A 17,802-nucleotide genomic window follows, 5' to 3' on the forward strand; every position below is an offset into this window, starting at 1 on the left:
CTCCATGGCCGTTAGTGAAGTAATACAAGTAGGTGCAGTCTATACTGCACCTTTTACTTCCCGTTAAAAATGTACAAAAAGGAGGTCTGCACCAATGTCAATCAAACCAAATAATGATCTATTAAAGACTTTATTGATCATTGGCTGTGTATTTTTACTTGTAGAATTCATTTTTATGGATGCTGGCCTCCTTTTTCTTATTGCATTAGGGGCAGTCGGCATGTACTTCGGAAGGCGTTCCTTTCATACTACAACAGGTAAAACGCTCTTCTGGGGTGGCGCATTTATTGTTTTTATTGCTGTTATTAATACATTTGTAATACGCTTTTTTATTTTTGTTATTATACTTTATTTCGCTTGGCATTGGTATCAACAGAAACAAAAAGAAAAGCAGCCGTTGCCTAATCATATTGATATAACAGAAGAAACACTATATGAAGACCGTGTTATTCAAAATAAATGGTTTGGCAAATACCATACAACTCAAAATGGTTTCTCCTGGCAAGACCTTAATATTCAATCAGCAGTTGGTGATGTTGTCGTTGATTTAAATGATACGATGCTGCCTAAGGAAGAGTCAGTAATGGTAATTCGCCATCTCGCTGGAAAAATTGTTATTATCGTACCGTATGATATAGAAGTTACAATCGATCATGCGGTTGTATTTGGTGATATTGAAGCATTTGATCATGAGGAGAAAAACGCCTTTAATCGCCATATTCAACTGCAAACAAAAGGGTACCATGAATCACCTCAAAGGGTAAAAATCTTTACCCAAATGATTGCCGGAAAGCTCGAGGTGAGAAGAGGATGAAAATGTATACTAGAATGATCGCTACCGGGTCTCTGTTTGCTTTATTCCTTCTCATCATTTTAAGTGTATTCTACTATTTAGCATTTCCAATTGAAGATTGGCAATTATTATGGACGACAAAAGTTTTAGAGATTCCATTTGTCGTCATGCTACCGACTATTACAATCCTTTTCGGCTCAATTATCGGTATTATTGTCGCTGCAATTTGGCAACGTCGGATTCAATTTTTAGAAAATAGTTTAGCAAGATTGCTAAAAAATCAAACCTTTTCTGATCCTGTATCGTATGAAGAAATGAATCATGTACTTAGCCGGTTAAAAGAAGTCCAGCAATACATTCAGGATCAAACGAAACGAACCCAGAAACTAATCGATGAAAGAGCAAGTGCACAGGAAGAGACGATTAATCAAGTTATTTCCGAGGAGCGTAATCGTTTAGCAAGAGAGTTACATGATTCTGTCAGTCAAGAGCTTTTCGCCGCATCTATGCTTGTTTCAGCTGTGATCGCTTCAAATCAGGAGCAAAAAGAAACAAAGACCAAACAATTACACCAAATTGAAGCAATGATTCAACAGGCACAATTAGAAATGCGGGCACTGCTGTTACATTTACGCCCGGTCTTATTAAAAGATAAATCATTAAAAGAAGGAATGGAGCAACTACTAGAAGAGCTTCATGCCAAAGTCCCAATGGATATTTCCTGGCGTTTGGAAGAAATCAAAGTAAACAAAGGAATTGAAGATCAGCTGTTCCGAATCTTACAAGAAGCGATTTCCAATGCGTTAAGACATGCGAAAGCTTCGACGATTGACGTATTATTAATCGAACGTGATGATTTTTTAATACTAAGAATAGTTGATGACGGTATTGGATTTAATGTACAGGAAAAAAAAGAAAGTTCTTATGGCCTCACTAACATGTATGAACGAGCAGCAGAAGTGGGTGCCAGGCTCAACATCGTAAGTCTGGCAGATGAGGGGACCAAAATAGAAGTGCGTGTTCCATTAATCAGTGAAGAAGGTGAGAAAGAATGATAAGCGTATTATTTGTTGATGACCATGAAATGGTGCGAATCGGTGTGAGTGCGTATTTGATGACACAAGATGATATCGATGTGATTGCAGAGGCGGATAATGGTCAAAAAGCAGTAGAATTAGCCCTAGAACATAAACCAGATGTAATTTTAATGGACTTAGTCATGGATGGGATGGATGGCATCGAAGCAACACGAAGAATTATCGCTAAATGGCCGGAAGCAAAGATATTAATTGTTACGAGTTTTATCGACGACGATAAAGTCTATCCTGCTTTAGAAGCTGGTGCGACGAGTTATTTATTAAAGACTTCCAAGGCAGATGTCATTGCTAAAGCTATTCGTGATACCTATGCTGGCGAATCAGTTCTTGAAAAAGAAGTGACAGCTAAAATGATGGCGAAATTCAGTAATCAAAAGTCGAAAAGCTTACATGACAGCTTAACTAAAAGAGAGCTAGAAATCTTATTATTGATCGCCCAAGGCAAGACTAACCAGGAAATTGCGGATGACCTTTTTATTGCGCTCAAAACCACAAAAGTCCACGTCAGCAATATTTTAAGCAAGCTTGAAGTACAAGATCGTACACAGGCAGCGGTCTATGCCTACCAAAACGGATTAATTGAAAATGAATAGTAGTGACCACAAAAAAAGGCGGGAACTTTCCCTGCCTCTTTATAAGCCCAAAGTGTCATTTGGTACTTTAATACGGAATGAAATATTATCATTGATTAAATCAATTTGCTGTGCCCGTACACGGAAATTACTTTTTAATTCCATCTGAGTTAAAGCAATATAAATATGTTCTTCTTTTGGATTGATTGTGATCCATTCGGGCGTTGTCACTCGACTACTGACATATTGCAAGATACGATCTTGTGGTAATCGTAATAATCCCAGTGACATTCCGGTTGATTGAAGAATAACGTCACCATTTTCTTGTACGATCGGTTCAAACGAAATGTTGACGGGTACTTCTGTTGAAAAAGCTTCCACACTCCCCATTAAATGGACTTCTTCATCTAGCCGAAGTGAATATTGAATATTATCCAGTTTCGGTAATTTCGCGATATAAGCGTTGACAAGCTCATTCAAGTTATCTTTGCTGGAACGGATGGTAAATTCCGCCCCTGCTTCATCCTCAAGAAAAACTTTTTCTGGTGGTTCCGCACCAGGCGCCGGCCAGAAAATGAAAAGGACAATCCCCACAAAAAGAGCAAGGTTAACTGAAGCTAAAGTAATAAATAATTTTTTCCAATTGGTTATTTTGTCTTTCATTTATGTCATCCTTTAGTTTTGGGCTTCTTCTAAATCATTTTCTAAATAAGTAATGACTCGTTCTGCCATCAATTGGTATCCTTTATGATTCGGATGGAAATTATCATCTGAAAAGACATTCTCTGTTGTCTCGTATTGATAGATATCCTGCATCGGAATATAATGAACCTGTTCATATTGATTGGTAACTTGTAAGCTTTCATTATTCCAACGTGTCAAAATCTGATTTAAGGCTTCAATATCACCAAAATATTTCTCGAAAGGGTTGAAAAAGCCTAACAGATAAATCTCTGCTTCTGGTTGTACTGATATAATGTGATCTAATATTTGTGATAAGCGCTCACCATATGGTCCGCGTCCTTCGATGAAAGGTTCTTCTGTTAGATTCATAAAATTATCTTTCATAATTTGCATAATATCATTTGCACCAATCGTAATAAGAACCATATCTGCTTTTGCTAAAGATTCATTTATCTCAGGATTTTCCTCTAATCTTTTTAATAAATGATCGGTACGATTACCTCGTTTGCCAAAGTTATCAAATGTCACATCGATATCTTGTTCGTCCAATCGTTCATCTAAAATACCAATATAGCCACCATTGCCTGTTTCATCGCCAACCCCTTGAGTTAAGGAATCGCCAATCGCAGTAATATGTGTATCTTTTTGAAAAAAACTGAGTGCCTCTCTCACTGCGTTGCGTACGTTTTGGCTAAGTGATTCTTCTTCTTCCTCTTCAATTGTTTCTTGTTCTGTCGTCTCTTCTGCTGTTTCTTCACTTGGTTGTGAAATAGATTCATTTGTTTTATTATTATCCGTTTGGAAAAACAATAGAAAGATAGCGAATCCAGCTACGAAGATAAATATAATAAGAAAAATGAACACCTTTTTGCTCATTACCAACACCTACATTAAAAAGTCTCTTACTTGATTATACCCGTCTTTTAAATTTGTTAACAGAAAATCTAAATATAGTACAAACTGCGAAATAAAGTGGACGCCCAAGTGAATTTTGGGATGAGCGCGGACATTTGTTCCGCTATTTGTCGCAAAAGTGCCGTTTTTAGAGTAGTCGCGGACATCTATTCCGTTATTCATCGAAAATAGTGCTAATGCAAGCCGAAATGAACCAAATAAGGTATTCAATGTCCGCTAACATCAAAAAATAGGTGATTTCTAGTGAAATAACGTACTAAATGTCCGCTTCATCAATGTAAGCACCTAGATCACTAGTTCGCAGTATGTATCTATTTCGAATCAGATAATTAGAGCAGAGCTCGGCAATTAATCTTTGGTTATGTGTTACAGGTTATGCAATTCATGGGATGAAAATGCTTGTTTTGTATAATGGTATGTATTGTATCACATGAAAGATTTTATGGTAAATAGGAAAATGTGCTGTAAATAGGATAAGACCGCAAGCCATATAAAAGGTCTGCGGTCTTATGTATATATATTTATCTTGGGGAGATAAATAACGATGTTCAGGGAGAAAGTTATTCTCCTCGGCGTAAGCGATCTGCTTCTTGGAACGGACATTTATCTTCAACGACAATTTGCCCGTTTGCTTCCGCCTTAGTCTTCGTTTCAGTATCTGTTTGCTCTTTGGCAAACCAGACAATTTTGGCTTGATCAGTATATGCAGTTGCTGCTTCCTTACTATCAGTGACAAATAAAATATCAATTTCACCCTCTGCAGTATTTGCAGAAACAATTTGGTAGCCTAACTTTTTCAATTTAGCTAGTGCTTCTGAACCTTTGATGTCACCTGCTACTGCAATTGTTTTCGGGCGAATATCGCCATTCTCTCGAGCTAATGGAGATGAAAGTGCCCATGCAATGGCTTTCTCAGTATTTGGTTGGATCGACGGTTCACTATTTGTTGCTTTTGCAATTGCCTGATCCAGGTCTGCGATAATATCCTCTGCCGTTTCAATTCCGACAGATAAACGAATTAATTCTTCTTTAACACCAGAAGACTCTAGTTCTTCTTCATTTAACTGCTGGTGTGTAGTAGATGCAGGATGAATTATTAATGATTTAGCATCACCAACGTTGGCCACATGAGACCATAGATTAATATTATCTATTACTTGACGACCTGCTTCTCTACCACCCTTTATACCAAAGACGATAATAGAGCCAAAATGGTTACACAAATATTTTTTTGCTAATTGGTGAGACGGATGATTTTCAAGACCAGGATAAGATACCCATTCAACTTGCGGATGGTTTTCTAAGTAATTTGCAACAGCCTTCGTGTTCTCACTATGGCGCTCAATACGTAAATGTAACGTCTCTAGTCCTTGTAAGAAATAAAATGCATTTTGTGGACTTAAGGATGGACCGATATCTCGTAATAATTGTACCCGCAATTTAATGGCAAATGCAGGTGGTCCAATATCAATTCCAAAACGTATACCGTGATATGTTTCATCAGGTTCAGTGAAGCCAGGGAATCGTTCATTATTCCAATTAAATCTGCCACTATCTACGACAATACCACCGATCGATGTTCCATGGCCGCCAATCCATTTAGTTGCAGAGTGTACTACGATATCAGCACCCCAACTGATCGGCTTACATACATATGGCGTTGCGAAAGTATTATCAATAATTAATGGTACACCTTGTTCATGTGCGATATCAGCGACAGCTTCAATATCAAATACATTCAAACTAGGGTTTGTAATTACTTCACCAAAAATTGCTTTTGTTTTAGGTGTAATCGCATTTCGGAAATTTTCTGGATCTGTTCCGTCTACAAATTTCACGTCAATACCGTATTTAGGCAATGTTTTGTTAAACAAATTGAAAGTACCACCGTATAAATTACTATCTGCAATAATTTCGTCCCCTGCATTTGCAAGGTTTAAAATAGCTAACGTGATCGCAGATGCACCAGATGCTGTCCCGACTGCCGCTACGCCATCTTCTAACAGGGCAATACGTTGTTCGAACGCATCGACTGTAGGATTCATAATCCGAGAATAAATATTGCCCATTTCTGCTAAAGCAAATAAATTCTGTGCATGTTCCGTATCATTAAATACGTAAGACGTAGTTTGATAGATTGGAACAGCACGGGCATTTGTTGCAGGGTCTACTTGTTGTCCTCCGTGTAATAGATTGGTTTCACTACCTGGAAATTGGAACGAGTTTGTCATTATGTACCCTCCTTATAAAATAAAAAACCTCTTCTTAACAAAAGGTAAGAAGAGGTTGAAAATACTAGTTGTCCTCCTCTTATCTTTCAGGTTAAACCTGTAGGATTTAGCACCTTTTCAATTTGATGTTCAAACTGACGGTTGCCGGGCTTCATAGGGCCTATTCCCTCTGCCACTCTAGATAAGAGTTACTACTTATACAATTCAATTGTACTTATTATAAGTTATATATTGGAAACCGTCAATAAAAAATCAGAATATTAATAAAAATTAACGACAGGATCATTTGTCAGCTTGATGCATAAAATAAAGTGGGAATTTTATTAGAAAGGAGTGAGCAAAATGGCACAAAAAGGTGGAATACCAGAGTGGGGAGAAGACTTCATTAAGAAACTAGATGCGTTTCTTTACGAAAAACCGACACGTAATGTGATGGGAACAATCGATAGTTTTTTTGAACAAGCAAAAGTACCGAAACAAATTCCTGTAGATGTTGCCGAAACAGAGCAAGAGTGGATCGTCCGTGTCGATTTGCCAGGTCTTAAAAAAGATCAAATACAACTGCGTATAGTCGGTAATCAAATTACAGTAATGATAGATCATCATGAGGAAACCGAACAGTATGATGAATCGTATCATTATTATCATAAGGAAAGAAGACAGCATCGTAACGAGCGCACCATTACATTGCCATATGCAGTTGATAAAAGAACAGCCAAAGCAAGCTTCCAAAATGGAGTGTTAGAAATTAGAGGTCCTAAAACGAAAAAAGACAATGATTCGATTACGATCGACTAAGCTGATAGCGATTGCTATTAGCTTGGTCATAATTGTGCTATATTTATAGTGTGTAAGGTGTCAAGGGAAGGGAGGGCTTCATGTGGAGATTACACAACTAGTTGTTAGTTTTATCTTAATTTTTAATATTCTTTTATCTTTAACCATTATCTTTTTAGAGCGCAAAAATGCTACTGCTACATGGGCTTGGATTATGGTCTTGACGTTCATCCCAATTTTTGGTTTTATCTTATATCTTATTTTTGGTCGAAAATTAAGTAATAAAACGATTTTTACATGGGATACCAAAAGCAAGTTAGGTGTCAAAACTGCTGTACAGCATCAATTGCGAGACATTGAAAATGGGGATTTCTTTATTAATGATCCTAGGATGTACCAATATAAAGATTTATTTTACTTGCATTTACGTAATAATGATGCCATCTTTTCACAGGATAACGAAGTTAACATATTTACCGATGGCAATCGAAAGTTTAATTCGTTATTGGAAGATATCGAAAATGCGACCGATCATATTCATTTACTGTATTACATAGTTAGATCTGATCATCTCGGTTCCCGCTTAGCAGATGCGTTGATAAAAAAAGCAAAAGAAGGAGTCGAAGTCCGTTTTTTATATGACGATTTAGGTTCCCGGACGTTAAGCAGAAAGCTGATTCGAAAAATGCGGCATGCGGGGGCAGAGGTCGAAGGATTTTTCCCACCATTGATTCCGAAAGTCAATTTAAAGATCAATCACCGTAACCACCGTAAGCTGGTTATTATAGATGGCAAAGTCGGCTATATAGGTGGTTTTAATATTGGTGATGAATATCTGGGAAAAGATAAGCGATTTGGATATTGGCGCGATACGCATTTGCGCATTACCGGTAGTGCGGTGAAGCATTTGCAAACACGTTTTATTCTGGACTGGAATCAGGCATCCCGTCATGATATTGAATATAATGAACGTTATTATACACCTGTTCCTGCTGGTAATGTCGGCATGCAAATTGTTTCAAGTGGTCCGGACTCCGAATGGGAACAGATAAAACATGGTTATATAAAAATGATTATGTCAGCAAAGGATTATATTTTTATACAAACGCCTTATTTTATTCCCGATGAAAGCCTGTTGGATGCTTTGAAGATTGCCTGCCTGTCAGGTGTGGACGTCCGGATAATGATCCCGAACAAGCCGGACCACCCCTTTGTTTACTGGGCAACCTATTCCTATATCGGGGAGATGTTAAAAGCCGGAGCAACCGTTTATATTTATCAAAAAGGTTTCCTGCATGCTAAAATGATAGTAGTCGATAGCAAAATAGCATCGATTGGAACGGCAAATATTGATGTGCGAAGTTTTCGTCTTAACTTCGAAGTAAATGCTTTTTTATATAATGAAACGATGGCAGAAATGCTAGTCGATGAATTTGAAAAAGATATGGAGCACGTAACCAATCTTACCTATTCTCTCTATCAACAACGTTCCTTATGGATTCGTTTCAAAGAGTCTATTTCAAGATTGATTTCACCGATTTTGTAGAAATTCGGACAAAGAAACAGAATCAATTTGCTGTACAAAAAAACATAAACTGCGCAGTAACGAGGACAAGGAATTGCTCTCTACCATCATTCTTGACTTAGAGAGTGCATGCAAACCGCTCCGGCAGAATACTGCGCTTTCCGTGGGCTCGGCTTCAGCTAACTTGGTGAAGAAAGGCACTTCACCAAGTGGATCTTCAGCTCTCGCTGTCCCACAGGAGTCTCCGTATTCTGCCTACGCTATTTTTGTTCTCTAATTATAGAAAGAAATGAACTCATGGAACTAAAATTTTCTGTTTTATTACAGTACTAATTGGGTGTGAATGCCTCTTTAGCATAGTCGTACCCTACGCTACATATGGTGGAGAAATCGACTAGCTGATTTCGGATAAGCGTTATGGAGCATATCTTAACGAAGGCCGCCCACTTCCACTCCTGTGGGAAATGTTTGACCTGAAGATCCACTTTTTCGAGTGGTTTTTGCTCGAAAAAGTTAGCTGAAGGGCAAACCCCACGGAAAGGGAATTGGGCAGCCGGAGTGGTAGTTATCATCACAATATATTTCAAAATTATCTCTTAGGTGGCCGCACATCTAATTACCACGCTACTTCAGACAGAACTTTCATTACTTCGCAGTATATATCGACTAGGAATCAGGTGAACGTAAAGGAACGTGGAGGTTTTGCTTAGTTTTTCTTAACTAGAAAGGATAGATACAATGCGCACGATTAAAGTAGAGGATCTAGTCAAAACGTATGGTGAGAAAGTATTGTTTGACGAGATATCATTTTCGATTACAGACAGCGATCGTATTGGTTTAATTGGGGTTAATGGTACAGGGAAATCCACCTTGCTAAAAGTATTAGCAGGTATTGATCAGGCAGAATCCGGCATGATCGATCATCCCAACGATTACAGGATAGAATACCTAGATCAAGACCCGCAATTAACGGACGGGGGCACGGTGCTAAATCAAATATATTATGGTGATGCAGAGATGATGGTCACCTTACGACAATACGAATCAGCTGTATTAGCTTTGGAGAGAGATCCTGAAAATGTAACCATGCAAAATCAACTTTTGAAAATGCAGGAAAAAATGGATCAAATCGAAGCATGGGACGCCATGACTGTTGCTAAAACAATCTTAACCAAATTAGGAGTTCCAGCGTTTGACCAAAAAACCGAAAATCTTTCTGGCGGTCAACGTAAACGTGTAGCAATAGCCAAAGCTTTAATTCAACCAGCAGATTTACTGATACTTGATGAGCCAACCAACCATCTTGACAACGATACGATCGAATGGCTCGAAGAATATTTACCAACTTATCAGGGAGCTATTTTGCTTGTTACACACGATCGCTATTTTCTTAACCGAATTACTAACCGTATTTTTGAGTTGGATAAGGGTAACTTATATACATATGAAGGCAATTATCAAACCTTTTTAGAACAAAAAGCGATACGAGAAGAACAAGAAATACAAGCAGAACAAAAGCATAAAAATATTCTAAAAAAAGAAATTGCCTGGCTCAAAGCAGGTGTGAAGGCCAGAACAACGAAACAAAAAGCAAGGATTGATCGTGTAGAAGAGATGAAAGAGAAAACCTTCGACACAAAAAAACAGGATCTATCGTTTCAAGTCGGATCCACTCGCCTTGGGAAAAAAGTCATGGAAGTTAAAAATCTAGGTAAATCATATGATGGAAAAACCTTGTTTAAAGATTTTAATTTTCTAATTAAGCCTGGTGACAGACTAGGAATAGTTGGTGCTAATGGTAGTGGGAAAACGACATTACTGAATATTTTAGCTGGTCGTGTCGAGCCGGATACAGGTACAATCGATATTGGGGAAACCGTGAAAATCGGTTATTATACCCAGGATCATCCACGACTAGATGATAGTGTCAAAGTAATTGACCTTGTCCGCAATGTTGCAGAGGTTGTCCATACCATAGATGGCAGTGTTATCACCGCTGAACAAATGCTGGAACGATTTTTATTTCCAAGATCACAACAATGGACATATGTTAAGAAGTTATCAGGTGGGGAACGCCGCAGATTATATTTATTAACCGTATTAATGCGCGAACCAAATGTATTATTTCTCGATGAGCCCACTAATGACCTAGATACCGAAACACTCGCGATACTTGAAGACTATTTAGATCAATTTCCGGGTGTCGTAATCACAGTATCTCATGATCGCTACTTTCTGGATAAAACCGTTGAACAGATTATTGCCTTTACTGAAAATGAAACTTTAACCTTTTTTTATGGCAATTATTCTGAATTCCGCGAACAGCAAAAAGAATCAGAGGATAAGCAAAATAAAACGACATCCAAGCATAAACCGAAACGAAAAAAGAAAAAGCTATCCTATCATGAACAAAAAGAGTGGGATACAATTGAAGATGAAATAACCGAATTGGAAACAGAACTTGAGCAAATCGCTACAGAAATTGCCGAAGCAGGTAGTGATATAGGCAAAATTCAACCACTATACAATAAACAAAGTGAAATCGAGCAACAACTAGAAGAAAAAATGGAAAGATGGGAAGAACTATCCCTTTTAATAGAAGAACTGAAGGAGGAATCATAATGGCAGACAAACAACTACAGGAAAAATACGCAGAACTCGCATTAAAAACAGGTGTGAACTTACAAGAAGGACAAGCACTAGTCATCAATTCTTCCATCGAAGGAGCAGATTTTACGAGAATTGTTGCCCGTAAGGCATATGAAATGGGTGCTAAAAATGTCCATATTAATTGGTCAGATGATGAGCTTACCTATTTGAAATTTAACTATGCATCAGAAGAAGTGTTAACAGATATACCGGAATGGCAAGTAGCGAAGCATTTAGATTTTGCTGAAGATGGTGCGGCGCTATTATCGATCCGCTCGACTAATCCGGATTTATTGAAAGATATCGATTCTGCGAAAGTCGCAAAAGCAAACAAAGCAAGTGGGCAAGCGATGAAAGAATTTCGTCAATATACGATGAATGATCGGATTCCATGGTCAATCATCTCCATTCCAACAGGTGACTGGGCACAAAAAATCTTTCCAGATAAATCGAAAGAAGATGCAATCGAAAGCTTATGGGAAGAGATTTTTAAGATTGTTCGTGTTGATCAGGAAGATCCTGTCGCTGCATGGGATGAACATAATCGTACATTAAAACAAGCTCGAGAATACTTAAATAAAAAATCTTATAAAGCGTTAATATTCAAGTCAGAAGGTACAGATATTCGCTTTGAACTACCAGAAGGTCATATTTGGAAGGGTGGATCTGCGAAATTACCAAATGGTAATAATTTCAACCCGAATATGCCGACAGAAGAAGTCTTTACAATGCCACATAAATACAACGTAGATGGTAAAGTAACTGCAACAAAACCACTTGTATATGGTGGTAATATGATTAATGGCTTCAGTTTAACGTTTAAGGATGGGAAAGTAGTCGACTTTGAAGCAGAACAAGGGCATGATACATTAAAGCATTTATTGGAGACAGATGAAGGAGCAACACGCCTTGGAGAATTAGCATTAGTACCACATGCATCTCCGATATCACAATCTGGTTTAATTTTCTATAACACCTTATATGATGAAAATGCTTCTTGCCACATTGCATTAGGAAAAGCATATCCAACAAACCTTGAAGGCGGATCTGATATGAATGAAGAAGAGCTGGACAAACATGGTGTCAATGATAGTCTGACACATGTTGATTTCATGATCGGATCTGCTGACTTAGATATCGATGGAGAAACGGCAGATGGAGAAAAAGAACCGGTATTCCGTCAAGGTGCATGGGCCATTGATTTTGATTAAGGATTCGCGAAGCCGCCTAGTTTCTGGGCGTTCGGAGCTAGACAGACACCCAATTTTTATACTTTCTGTACAGGAAAAGAAAGAACTCTCGTTTGATTTTCGAGAGTTCTTTTATTAGGAAGTGTCCAGTAAAATATGAAAAGTGTACAATAAAATCTAGGCCTTTTCCAAAAAGCACTCTAAAAACACTTCCCCATATTGTTCGAACTTGCGCTCACCAACACCATGTATTTGTAGCATTTCGTATTTCGATTTTGGCTTGACTACAGACATTTCACGTAAGCTTTTATCAGAGAAAATCACATATGGCGGAACACCTTGCTGATCTGCTAAAGACTTTCGTAATCTCCGTAATTGTTCAAACATTTCCGTATCGTATGCAACCACTTCTTTGGTCTCCACTTTGGCAGCCTGTACATATACTTTTTCTTCTCCTGTTAAAACCGATAGAGCTCGCTTGCTTAGACGTAGGATCGGGTAACGCCCGCCTTCAGATACTAAAAAATCCTCTGCAACTAAAAATTGAATAAAGGAAACAAGCTCTTTCTCTGTCATCTCTTTCATCAGTCCGTACGTGGATAGTCGGTCAAAGCGAAATTGCTTTACTTTTTTATCATTGGATCCTTTTAACACCTTCGCTACTAAACTGGCTCCGAATCGTTCATCCATCCGCTTGACACAAGATAGTACCATCTGTGCTTCCTTTGTACGGTCAACTTTTTCTAAATCACTGTCACAGTTAGAGCAATTGCCACATGCTTCTGTTGAAGAAATTGTATCATTAAAATAACGGAGAATATATTGCTGCAGGCATTGATCGGTATGGCAATAGTTAATCATTGCCTGTAATTTATCATATTCACCTTTCTTTTTCTCCTCATCCATCATTTCAGATTGATCAATTAAATATTTTTGCAACGTAATATCTTGTCCAGAAAAAAGTATCACACATTGACTTGGTTCACCATCCCGTCCAGCGCGTCCTGCCTCTTGATAATAACTTTCTAGATTCTTCGGTAAGGCATAGTGGAGTACATAACGGACATTGGACTTATCAATCCCCATCCCAAATGCATTGGTAGCGACCATTACTCGTGCATTATCATAAATAAAATCATTTTGTGCTTCTTTTCGAGCTTCCTCTGACATACCTGCATGATACTTTCTAACAGAGAATCCTTTTTCCTGTAACAAAAAATATAGCTGATCGACTTGTTTCCGGGTTATCGCATAAATAATACCAGTGTCATCTTGATGCGCCTTTAAATAATCCGTGACATATTCTTGACGATCATGTCCTTTTACAACCTGGAAGGTAAGGTTACTACGTGCAAAGCCAGTGTTAACAACAGCATGATCCTCGACAGCGAGCAGTTGCTGTAAATCACGAATCACTTCCGCGGTAGCTGTTGCTGTTAAACCAATCAGTACAGGACGGTTCCGTAATTGATGAACGGCTTGAACAACGGTCCGATAACTGGGACGGAAATCATGTCCCCATTGTGAAATACAATGAGCTTCATCAAAAGCAATCAATGACACATTCAACGAATTAATGGCAGCAAAAAAAGCATTAGAATCAAAACGTTCTGGTGCAACATAGACAAAGCTGTATTCACCGTTACGAATCTCAGCTAATCTGCTGAATTGTTCTTCTGTTGTCAGGGAGCTGTTTATGTAGGTAGCTGCAACACCTAAAGATTGTAAGGCATCCACCTGGTCTTTCATCAAGGAAATCAGTGGGGAGATCACGACGGTAATCCCCTCTTGTGCAAGACCGGGGATTTGATAACAGATAGATTTCCCTCCACCAGTAGGCATAATAGCTAGCGTATTTTCTTGATGGAGGATATGGTTCACAATTTTTTCTTGTCCAGGTCGGAAAGCATCATACCCAAAATATTTTTTTAATAAATCCAACGTACTCATAAAATATCATCCTTTTAATAAACTCATTGTTAGCATAACATTTTTTAACCACAATACATATAGCAAAACTTGGCTTATCGCTGTTATGTTGGCGGATTTCATTGTCCTACTTCTATAGAAATAAATCCCTTTATCGTACAAAGAAAAAAGTTTGAAATAAAAATATTTACATCCAACCTATTAACCTTTAAAATAATGCTAGCTTCTGATGAAATTAATGAAAGTAAATATAGATAAAAGATAGAAGGTAAAGGGGGATAATGATGGACTCATTATTATTAATACTCATGCTTATTGCTGTGCTTGGTGTAGGTTCGCAGTGGGTAGCCTGGAAATTTCGACTGCCGGCAATCGTCGTGATGTCAATAGCAGGGTTACTAGCTGGGCCGATATTCGGACTAATGAATCCAGAGGAAGCTTTCGGTGATTTATATCGCCCATTTATTTCCATAGCTGTGGCGATTATTCTTTTTGAAGGAAGCTTGAATCTGAATTTTAAAGAAGTAAAAGGGTTAGGCAAGCCAGTCTTTCGTATTGTTACATGGGGAGCGTTTCTTGCCTGGATTTTCGGATCTTTAACTGCCCATTATGTAGCTGGCTTATCCTGGGCAGTTGCATTTGTCATCGGTGGTATCTTTATTGTAACAGGTCCTACCGTTATTTTACCACTGTTAAGGCAATCAAAATTAAAACCAACACCAGCAAAAATATTAAAATGGGAAGGGATTGTCGTCGACCCATTTGGTGCCTTATTAGCTGTTTTTGCGTTTGAATTCATTTTATTCTTGTTAGCTGATGGAAGAGATGCAACAGCATTATTGTTTTTCTTATTAGCATCCTTATTTGCTGTAGTGCTAGGGGTTGTCTTTGGGAAAATTACTGGATCGATGTTTGAGTCAGGGCATATACCAGAATTTCTAAAATCACCTGCTGTTTTCGCATTAGTTATTGCTTGCTTTATCATAGCGGATGAAGTGAAACATGAAACAGGTTTATTAGCAGTAACCGCAATGGGGATGACGTTGGCGAATCTTGGTATATCTTCTATTAGGGATATGCGTCACTTTAAAGAGAATATCTCGATGCTTTTAATATCAACAGTATTTATTCTTTTAACTTCATCGCTGACAATGGACACATTAATGGATGTTTTCCAGCCAGCAATTATTGGATATGTATTATTAATGCTATTTGTCGTTCGCCCACTATCGATTTTCTTATCGACGATTAACTCGGGTTTATCGTTGCAAGAGAAAACATTGGTGGGCTGGATCGCACCACGAGGGATTGTTGCTTTAACCGTAGCAAGTTATTTTGCAACTATTTTGGCAGATGAAGGTTTTGCAGGTGCGTCACTTGTCACACCTTTAACCTTTGCATTAGTATTTTCCACGGTTGTTGTCCATGGCTTTTCAATTGGCTGGCTAGCGAAAAAACTAAATCTTTCATCAGAAGGAAACCCTGGTGTATTAATTGTCGGTTCTAACCGCTTTACTAATGGATTAGCAAAGACGATGAAAGAACTAGGTATTCCAGCAGTTGTTGTTGATTCATCGTGGGATCGTCTAAACGGTGCCAGAAAAGCAGGTATTCAGCATAACCATTGTGAGATTTTATCAGAGCAAACAGAATATACGATGGATTTCACACCGTATGATTACTTGTTAACAGCAACTGAATATGATTCCTATAATGCCTTAGTATGTTCTACATTCTTGCCTGAGTTTGGTCGAAAGAATGTGTTCCGTTTACCAAAACAAAATCATAGCGGAGATCATTTAGTAGATATTGATCATACGATTGGTGGAAGAGAAGTATTTACACCTACAGAAGGCATCGAAGAATTGAAATACAAATTAAAGAGCGGTTATGTTTTACGAAAGACATCCCTAACAGATCGTTATTTGTATGAAGATTATTTGAAGGATCGTGACAAGGAAACCGTACTGTTATTTGTGTTAAAACAGTCTAAACAAATCGAGTTCTTTACCGATGATTTAGAGACAACAGCAACAGCAGGCGATACGATTGTCAGCTTAACACCACCAAGTAAAGAATTTCATAAAATCAAGGAAAAACTAGAGGAAAAAAGAAATGAAAAAAGCTAGCAACAAACTGTTGCTAGCTTTTTTGCTGCTGGAGCTTTTGGCGAAGGGAGGAAATTTTAGCTGCTAAGCGTTCCAATTCTTTTTCATTATATTCTGTGTTCCCGCCAACATATACTAATTTTTCAAGGTCGGCAGATAGTCTTGTATAATCAGCTTTTAAGTCTTCTATTTCCGCTTCGATTTCTTTTTTATTCATCTTATTCACTCCAAATATGAATTCTTTTGGAGCTTTTGGCGAAGGGAGGAAATTTTAGCTGCTAAGCGTTCCAATTCTTTTTCATTATATTCTGTGTTCCCGCCAACATATACTAATTTTTCAAGGTCGGCAGATAGTCTTGTATAATCAGCTTTTAAGTCTTCTATTTCCGCTTCGATTTCTTTTTTATTCATCTTATTCACTCCAAATATGAATTCTTTACTTCATAGTAAAGCGTAAATCAGTTAACGAGAATAGGCAAGTAACATGCTAAAATAAACAAAAACTACCAAAAAAATGAAAAGGATGTACCTTTTTTGGAGGATTATGAATTATTTATGAGCATACGACATTATATATCCATGAAAGCCGAACATTTTTTTTATATACGACTATTTGTGGTTTAATTGATCTCAATCAGGGTATAGTAAATTTGTGAAGAATGCAACATTTTTGTAACATTAAATATAGTATAAATTCGGAAATGCAGTAATCCTTTATACAGAGGAGGAAGGAATTGTTGAAAATATTTCGTTGGATAGACAAGATTGTTATGAAGTTGGAGGAATTTATCCTTAGCTTCTCGATTATATTAATTTCCATCATGATAGTAGGTAATGTTATAGCACGTGAAGTGTTTCAATCGGGAGCTTTCTACTTTGCATATGAAGTAAGTAAATTCGCAATCGTTATTGCCACATTCATGGGGATTGCATATGCAGCTAGAAAAGGGCGACATATCAGTATGTCAGCATTTTATGATTTTGCTCCGTTCAAAGTGCGTAAAATTATGATGATTTTTATTAATTTCGTAACTGCGATTGTGATGTTTGCTATGGCATACTTCTCCTACAGCTATGTGATGTTTGAACATAGTACAGGAGCAATCACGACTTCATTAGAACTTCCTAGATATTTAATGGCTGTCTTTATTCCAATCGGTTTCGTAACAGCAGGTATTCAATTTTTACGTAATACGTACGTTAACTTTACAGCTAAGGCAAAAGATAAAGTATATTTAGGTATCGATGCAGTAGATTACAATGATAAAGAGACAAAAGAAGTAAAGTTGGAAGATTTATCTGTATAAACGATAAAAGAGTAGAGAGGAAAAG

At 37.7% G+C, this 17,802-nt stretch carries 15 protein-coding genes and 1 riboswitch; of the genes, 9 read left to right on the forward strand and 6 right to left on the reverse strand.

Annotated features, from left to right (window positions below):
• The first annotated feature begins 94 nt into the window (after positions 1-94).
• From liaF to D569_RS0116185, 3 genes are read left to right on the forward strand one after another with little or no spacing between them, the layout of a single operon-like run.
• On the forward strand, positions 95-814 hold the full coding sequence (gene liaF, locus D569_RS0116175; protein WP_018933474.1) for a cell wall-active antibiotics response protein LiaF: 720 nt from the start codon (positions 95-97) through the stop codon (positions 812-814).
• Positions 811-1,848 carry a sensor histidine kinase gene (locus D569_RS0116180; RefSeq protein ID WP_018933475.1) on the forward strand — a complete coding sequence of 346 codons (1,038 nt, stop codon included), beginning with the start codon at positions 811-813 and terminating at the stop codon, positions 1,846-1,848. The genes liaF and D569_RS0116180 overlap by 4 nt, the downstream gene beginning before the upstream one ends.
• Complete coding sequence (locus D569_RS0116185; protein ID WP_018933476.1) at positions 1,845-2,483, forward strand: response regulator; 639 nt, start codon at positions 1,845-1,847, stop codon at positions 2,481-2,483. The genes D569_RS0116180 and D569_RS0116185 overlap by 4 nt, the downstream gene beginning before the upstream one ends.
• A gap of 39 nt (positions 2,484-2,522) precedes the next feature.
• Here D569_RS0116185 and D569_RS0116190 read toward each other — a convergent pair whose 3' ends face one another.
• The 3 genes from D569_RS0116190 to D569_RS0116200 all read right to left on the reverse strand — a co-directional run bounded on the left by D569_RS0116190 (position 2,523) and on the right by D569_RS0116200 (position 6,292).
• Complete coding sequence (locus tag D569_RS0116190) at positions 2,523-3,125, reverse strand: YpmS family protein (protein WP_018933477.1); 603 nt, start codon at positions 3,123-3,125, stop codon at positions 2,523-2,525.
• Positions 3,126-3,137: 12 nt separating this feature from the next.
• Complete coding sequence (locus D569_RS0116195; RefSeq protein ID WP_018933478.1) at positions 3,138-4,022, reverse strand: SGNH/GDSL hydrolase family protein; 885 nt, start codon at positions 4,020-4,022, stop codon at positions 3,138-3,140.
• A 599-nt stretch (positions 4,023-4,621) separates the two neighbouring features.
• Positions 4,622-6,292 carry a PLP-dependent aspartate aminotransferase family protein gene (locus tag D569_RS0116200; protein ID WP_018933479.1) on the reverse strand — a complete coding sequence of 557 codons (1,671 nt, stop codon included), beginning with the start codon at positions 6,290-6,292 and terminating at the stop codon, positions 4,622-4,624.
• A gap of 76 nt (positions 6,293-6,368) precedes the next feature.
• Positions 6,369-6,480, reverse strand: a riboswitch (SAM riboswitch).
• Between the two features lie 154 nt (positions 6,481-6,634).
• Here D569_RS0116200 and D569_RS0116205 point away from each other — a divergent pair.
• The 4 genes from D569_RS0116205 (at position 6,635) to D569_RS0116225 (ending at position 12,454) form a co-directional block, all read left to right on the forward strand.
• Positions 6,635-7,090, forward strand: coding sequence for an Hsp20/alpha crystallin family protein (locus D569_RS0116205; protein ID WP_018933480.1), 456 nt, complete (start codon positions 6,635-6,637; stop codon positions 7,088-7,090).
• Positions 7,091-7,172: 82 nt separating this feature from the next.
• Positions 7,173-8,615, forward strand: a complete 1,443-nt coding sequence (gene cls, locus D569_RS0116210) for a cardiolipin synthase (RefSeq protein ID WP_018933481.1) — start codon at positions 7,173-7,175, stop codon at positions 8,613-8,615.
• Between the two features lie 717 nt (positions 8,616-9,332).
• A complete protein-coding gene (locus D569_RS0116220; protein ID WP_018933483.1) occupies positions 9,333-11,216 on the forward strand; it encodes an ABC-F family ATP-binding cassette domain-containing protein in 1,884 nt (627 codons plus the stop codon).
• A complete protein-coding gene (locus tag D569_RS0116225; RefSeq protein ID WP_018933484.1) occupies positions 11,216-12,454 on the forward strand; it encodes an aminopeptidase in 1,239 nt (412 codons plus the stop codon). Before D569_RS0116220 ends, D569_RS0116225 begins: the two co-directional genes overlap by 1 nt.
• Before the next feature lie 156 nt (positions 12,455-12,610).
• Here D569_RS0116225 and recQ read toward each other — a convergent pair whose 3' ends face one another.
• Positions 12,611-14,383, reverse strand: coding sequence for a DNA helicase RecQ (recQ, locus tag D569_RS0116230; protein WP_018933485.1), 1,773 nt, complete (start codon positions 14,381-14,383; stop codon positions 12,611-12,613).
• A 260-nt stretch (positions 14,384-14,643) separates the two neighbouring features.
• Between recQ and D569_RS0116235 the strand changes: the two genes are divergently transcribed.
• Complete coding sequence (locus tag D569_RS0116235; RefSeq protein ID WP_026287357.1) at positions 14,644-16,491, forward strand: cation:proton antiporter; 1,848 nt, start codon at positions 14,644-14,646, stop codon at positions 16,489-16,491.
• Between the two features lie 13 nt (positions 16,492-16,504).
• On the opposite strand, the gene D569_RS0116240 is transcribed toward D569_RS0116235, so the two are convergent.
• Both D569_RS0116240 and D569_RS0116245 read right to left on the reverse strand, forming a co-directional pair.
• Positions 16,505-16,687, reverse strand: coding sequence for an SE1832 family protein (locus D569_RS0116240; protein ID WP_018933487.1), 183 nt, complete (start codon positions 16,685-16,687; stop codon positions 16,505-16,507).
• 5 nt (positions 16,688-16,692) lie between these two features.
• Positions 16,693-16,881, reverse strand: coding sequence for an SE1832 family protein (locus tag D569_RS0116245; protein ID WP_018933488.1), 189 nt, complete (start codon positions 16,879-16,881; stop codon positions 16,693-16,695).
• Between the two features lie 323 nt (positions 16,882-17,204).
• Here D569_RS0116245 and D569_RS0116250 point away from each other — a divergent pair, with 323 nt between their 5' ends.
• The gene (locus tag D569_RS0116250; RefSeq protein ID WP_342662693.1) at positions 17,205-17,777 is read left to right on the forward strand and encodes a TRAP transporter small permease; all 573 of its coding nucleotides are present in this window, start codon (positions 17,205-17,207) and stop codon (positions 17,775-17,777) included.
• The last annotated feature ends 25 nt before the right edge of the window (positions 17,778-17,802 follow it).

Source organism: Gracilibacillus lacisalsi DSM 19029 (assembly GCF_000377765.1).
Classification (GTDB): domain Bacteria; phylum Bacillota; class Bacilli; order Bacillales; family Amphibacillaceae; genus Gracilibacillus; species Gracilibacillus lacisalsi.

Excerpts from the sequence above, each read along its gene's own strand:
- liaF (WP_018933474.1), top strand. The coding sequence starts at position 95 with ATGTCAATCAAACCAAATAATGATCTATTAAAGACTTTATTGATCATT.
- D569_RS0116180 (WP_018933475.1), top strand. The coding sequence starts at position 811 with ATGAAAATGTATACTAGAATGATCGCTACCGGGTCTCTGTTTGCTTTA.
- D569_RS0116185 (WP_018933476.1), top strand. The coding sequence starts at position 1,845 with ATGATAAGCGTATTATTTGTTGATGACCATGAAATGGTGCGAATCGGT.
- D569_RS0116190 (WP_018933477.1), bottom strand. The coding sequence starts at position 3,125 with ATGAAAGACAAAATAACCAATTGGAAAAAATTATTTATTACTTTAGCT.
- D569_RS0116195 (WP_018933478.1), bottom strand. The coding sequence starts at position 4,022 with ATGAGCAAAAAGGTGTTCATTTTTCTTATTATATTTATCTTCGTAGCT.
- D569_RS0116200 (WP_018933479.1), bottom strand. The coding sequence starts at position 6,292 with ATGACAAACTCGTTCCAATTTCCAGGTAGTGAAACCAATCTATTACAC.
- D569_RS0116205 (WP_018933480.1), top strand. The coding sequence starts at position 6,635 with ATGGCACAAAAAGGTGGAATACCAGAGTGGGGAGAAGACTTCATTAAG.
- D569_RS0116220 (WP_018933483.1), top strand. The coding sequence starts at position 9,333 with ATGCGCACGATTAAAGTAGAGGATCTAGTCAAAACGTATGGTGAGAAA.
- D569_RS0116225 (WP_018933484.1), top strand. The coding sequence starts at position 11,216 with ATGGCAGACAAACAACTACAGGAAAAATACGCAGAACTCGCATTAAAA.
- recQ (WP_018933485.1), bottom strand. The coding sequence starts at position 14,383 with ATGAGTACGTTGGATTTATTAAAAAAATATTTTGGGTATGATGCTTTC.
- D569_RS0116235 (WP_026287357.1), top strand. The coding sequence starts at position 14,644 with ATGATGGACTCATTATTATTAATACTCATGCTTATTGCTGTGCTTGGT.
- D569_RS0116240 (WP_018933487.1), bottom strand. The coding sequence starts at position 16,687 with ATGAATAAAAAAGAAATCGAAGCGGAAATAGAAGACTTAAAAGCTGAT.
- D569_RS0116245 (WP_018933488.1), bottom strand. The coding sequence starts at position 16,881 with ATGAATAAAAAAGAAATCGAAGCGGAAATAGAAGACTTAAAAGCTGAT.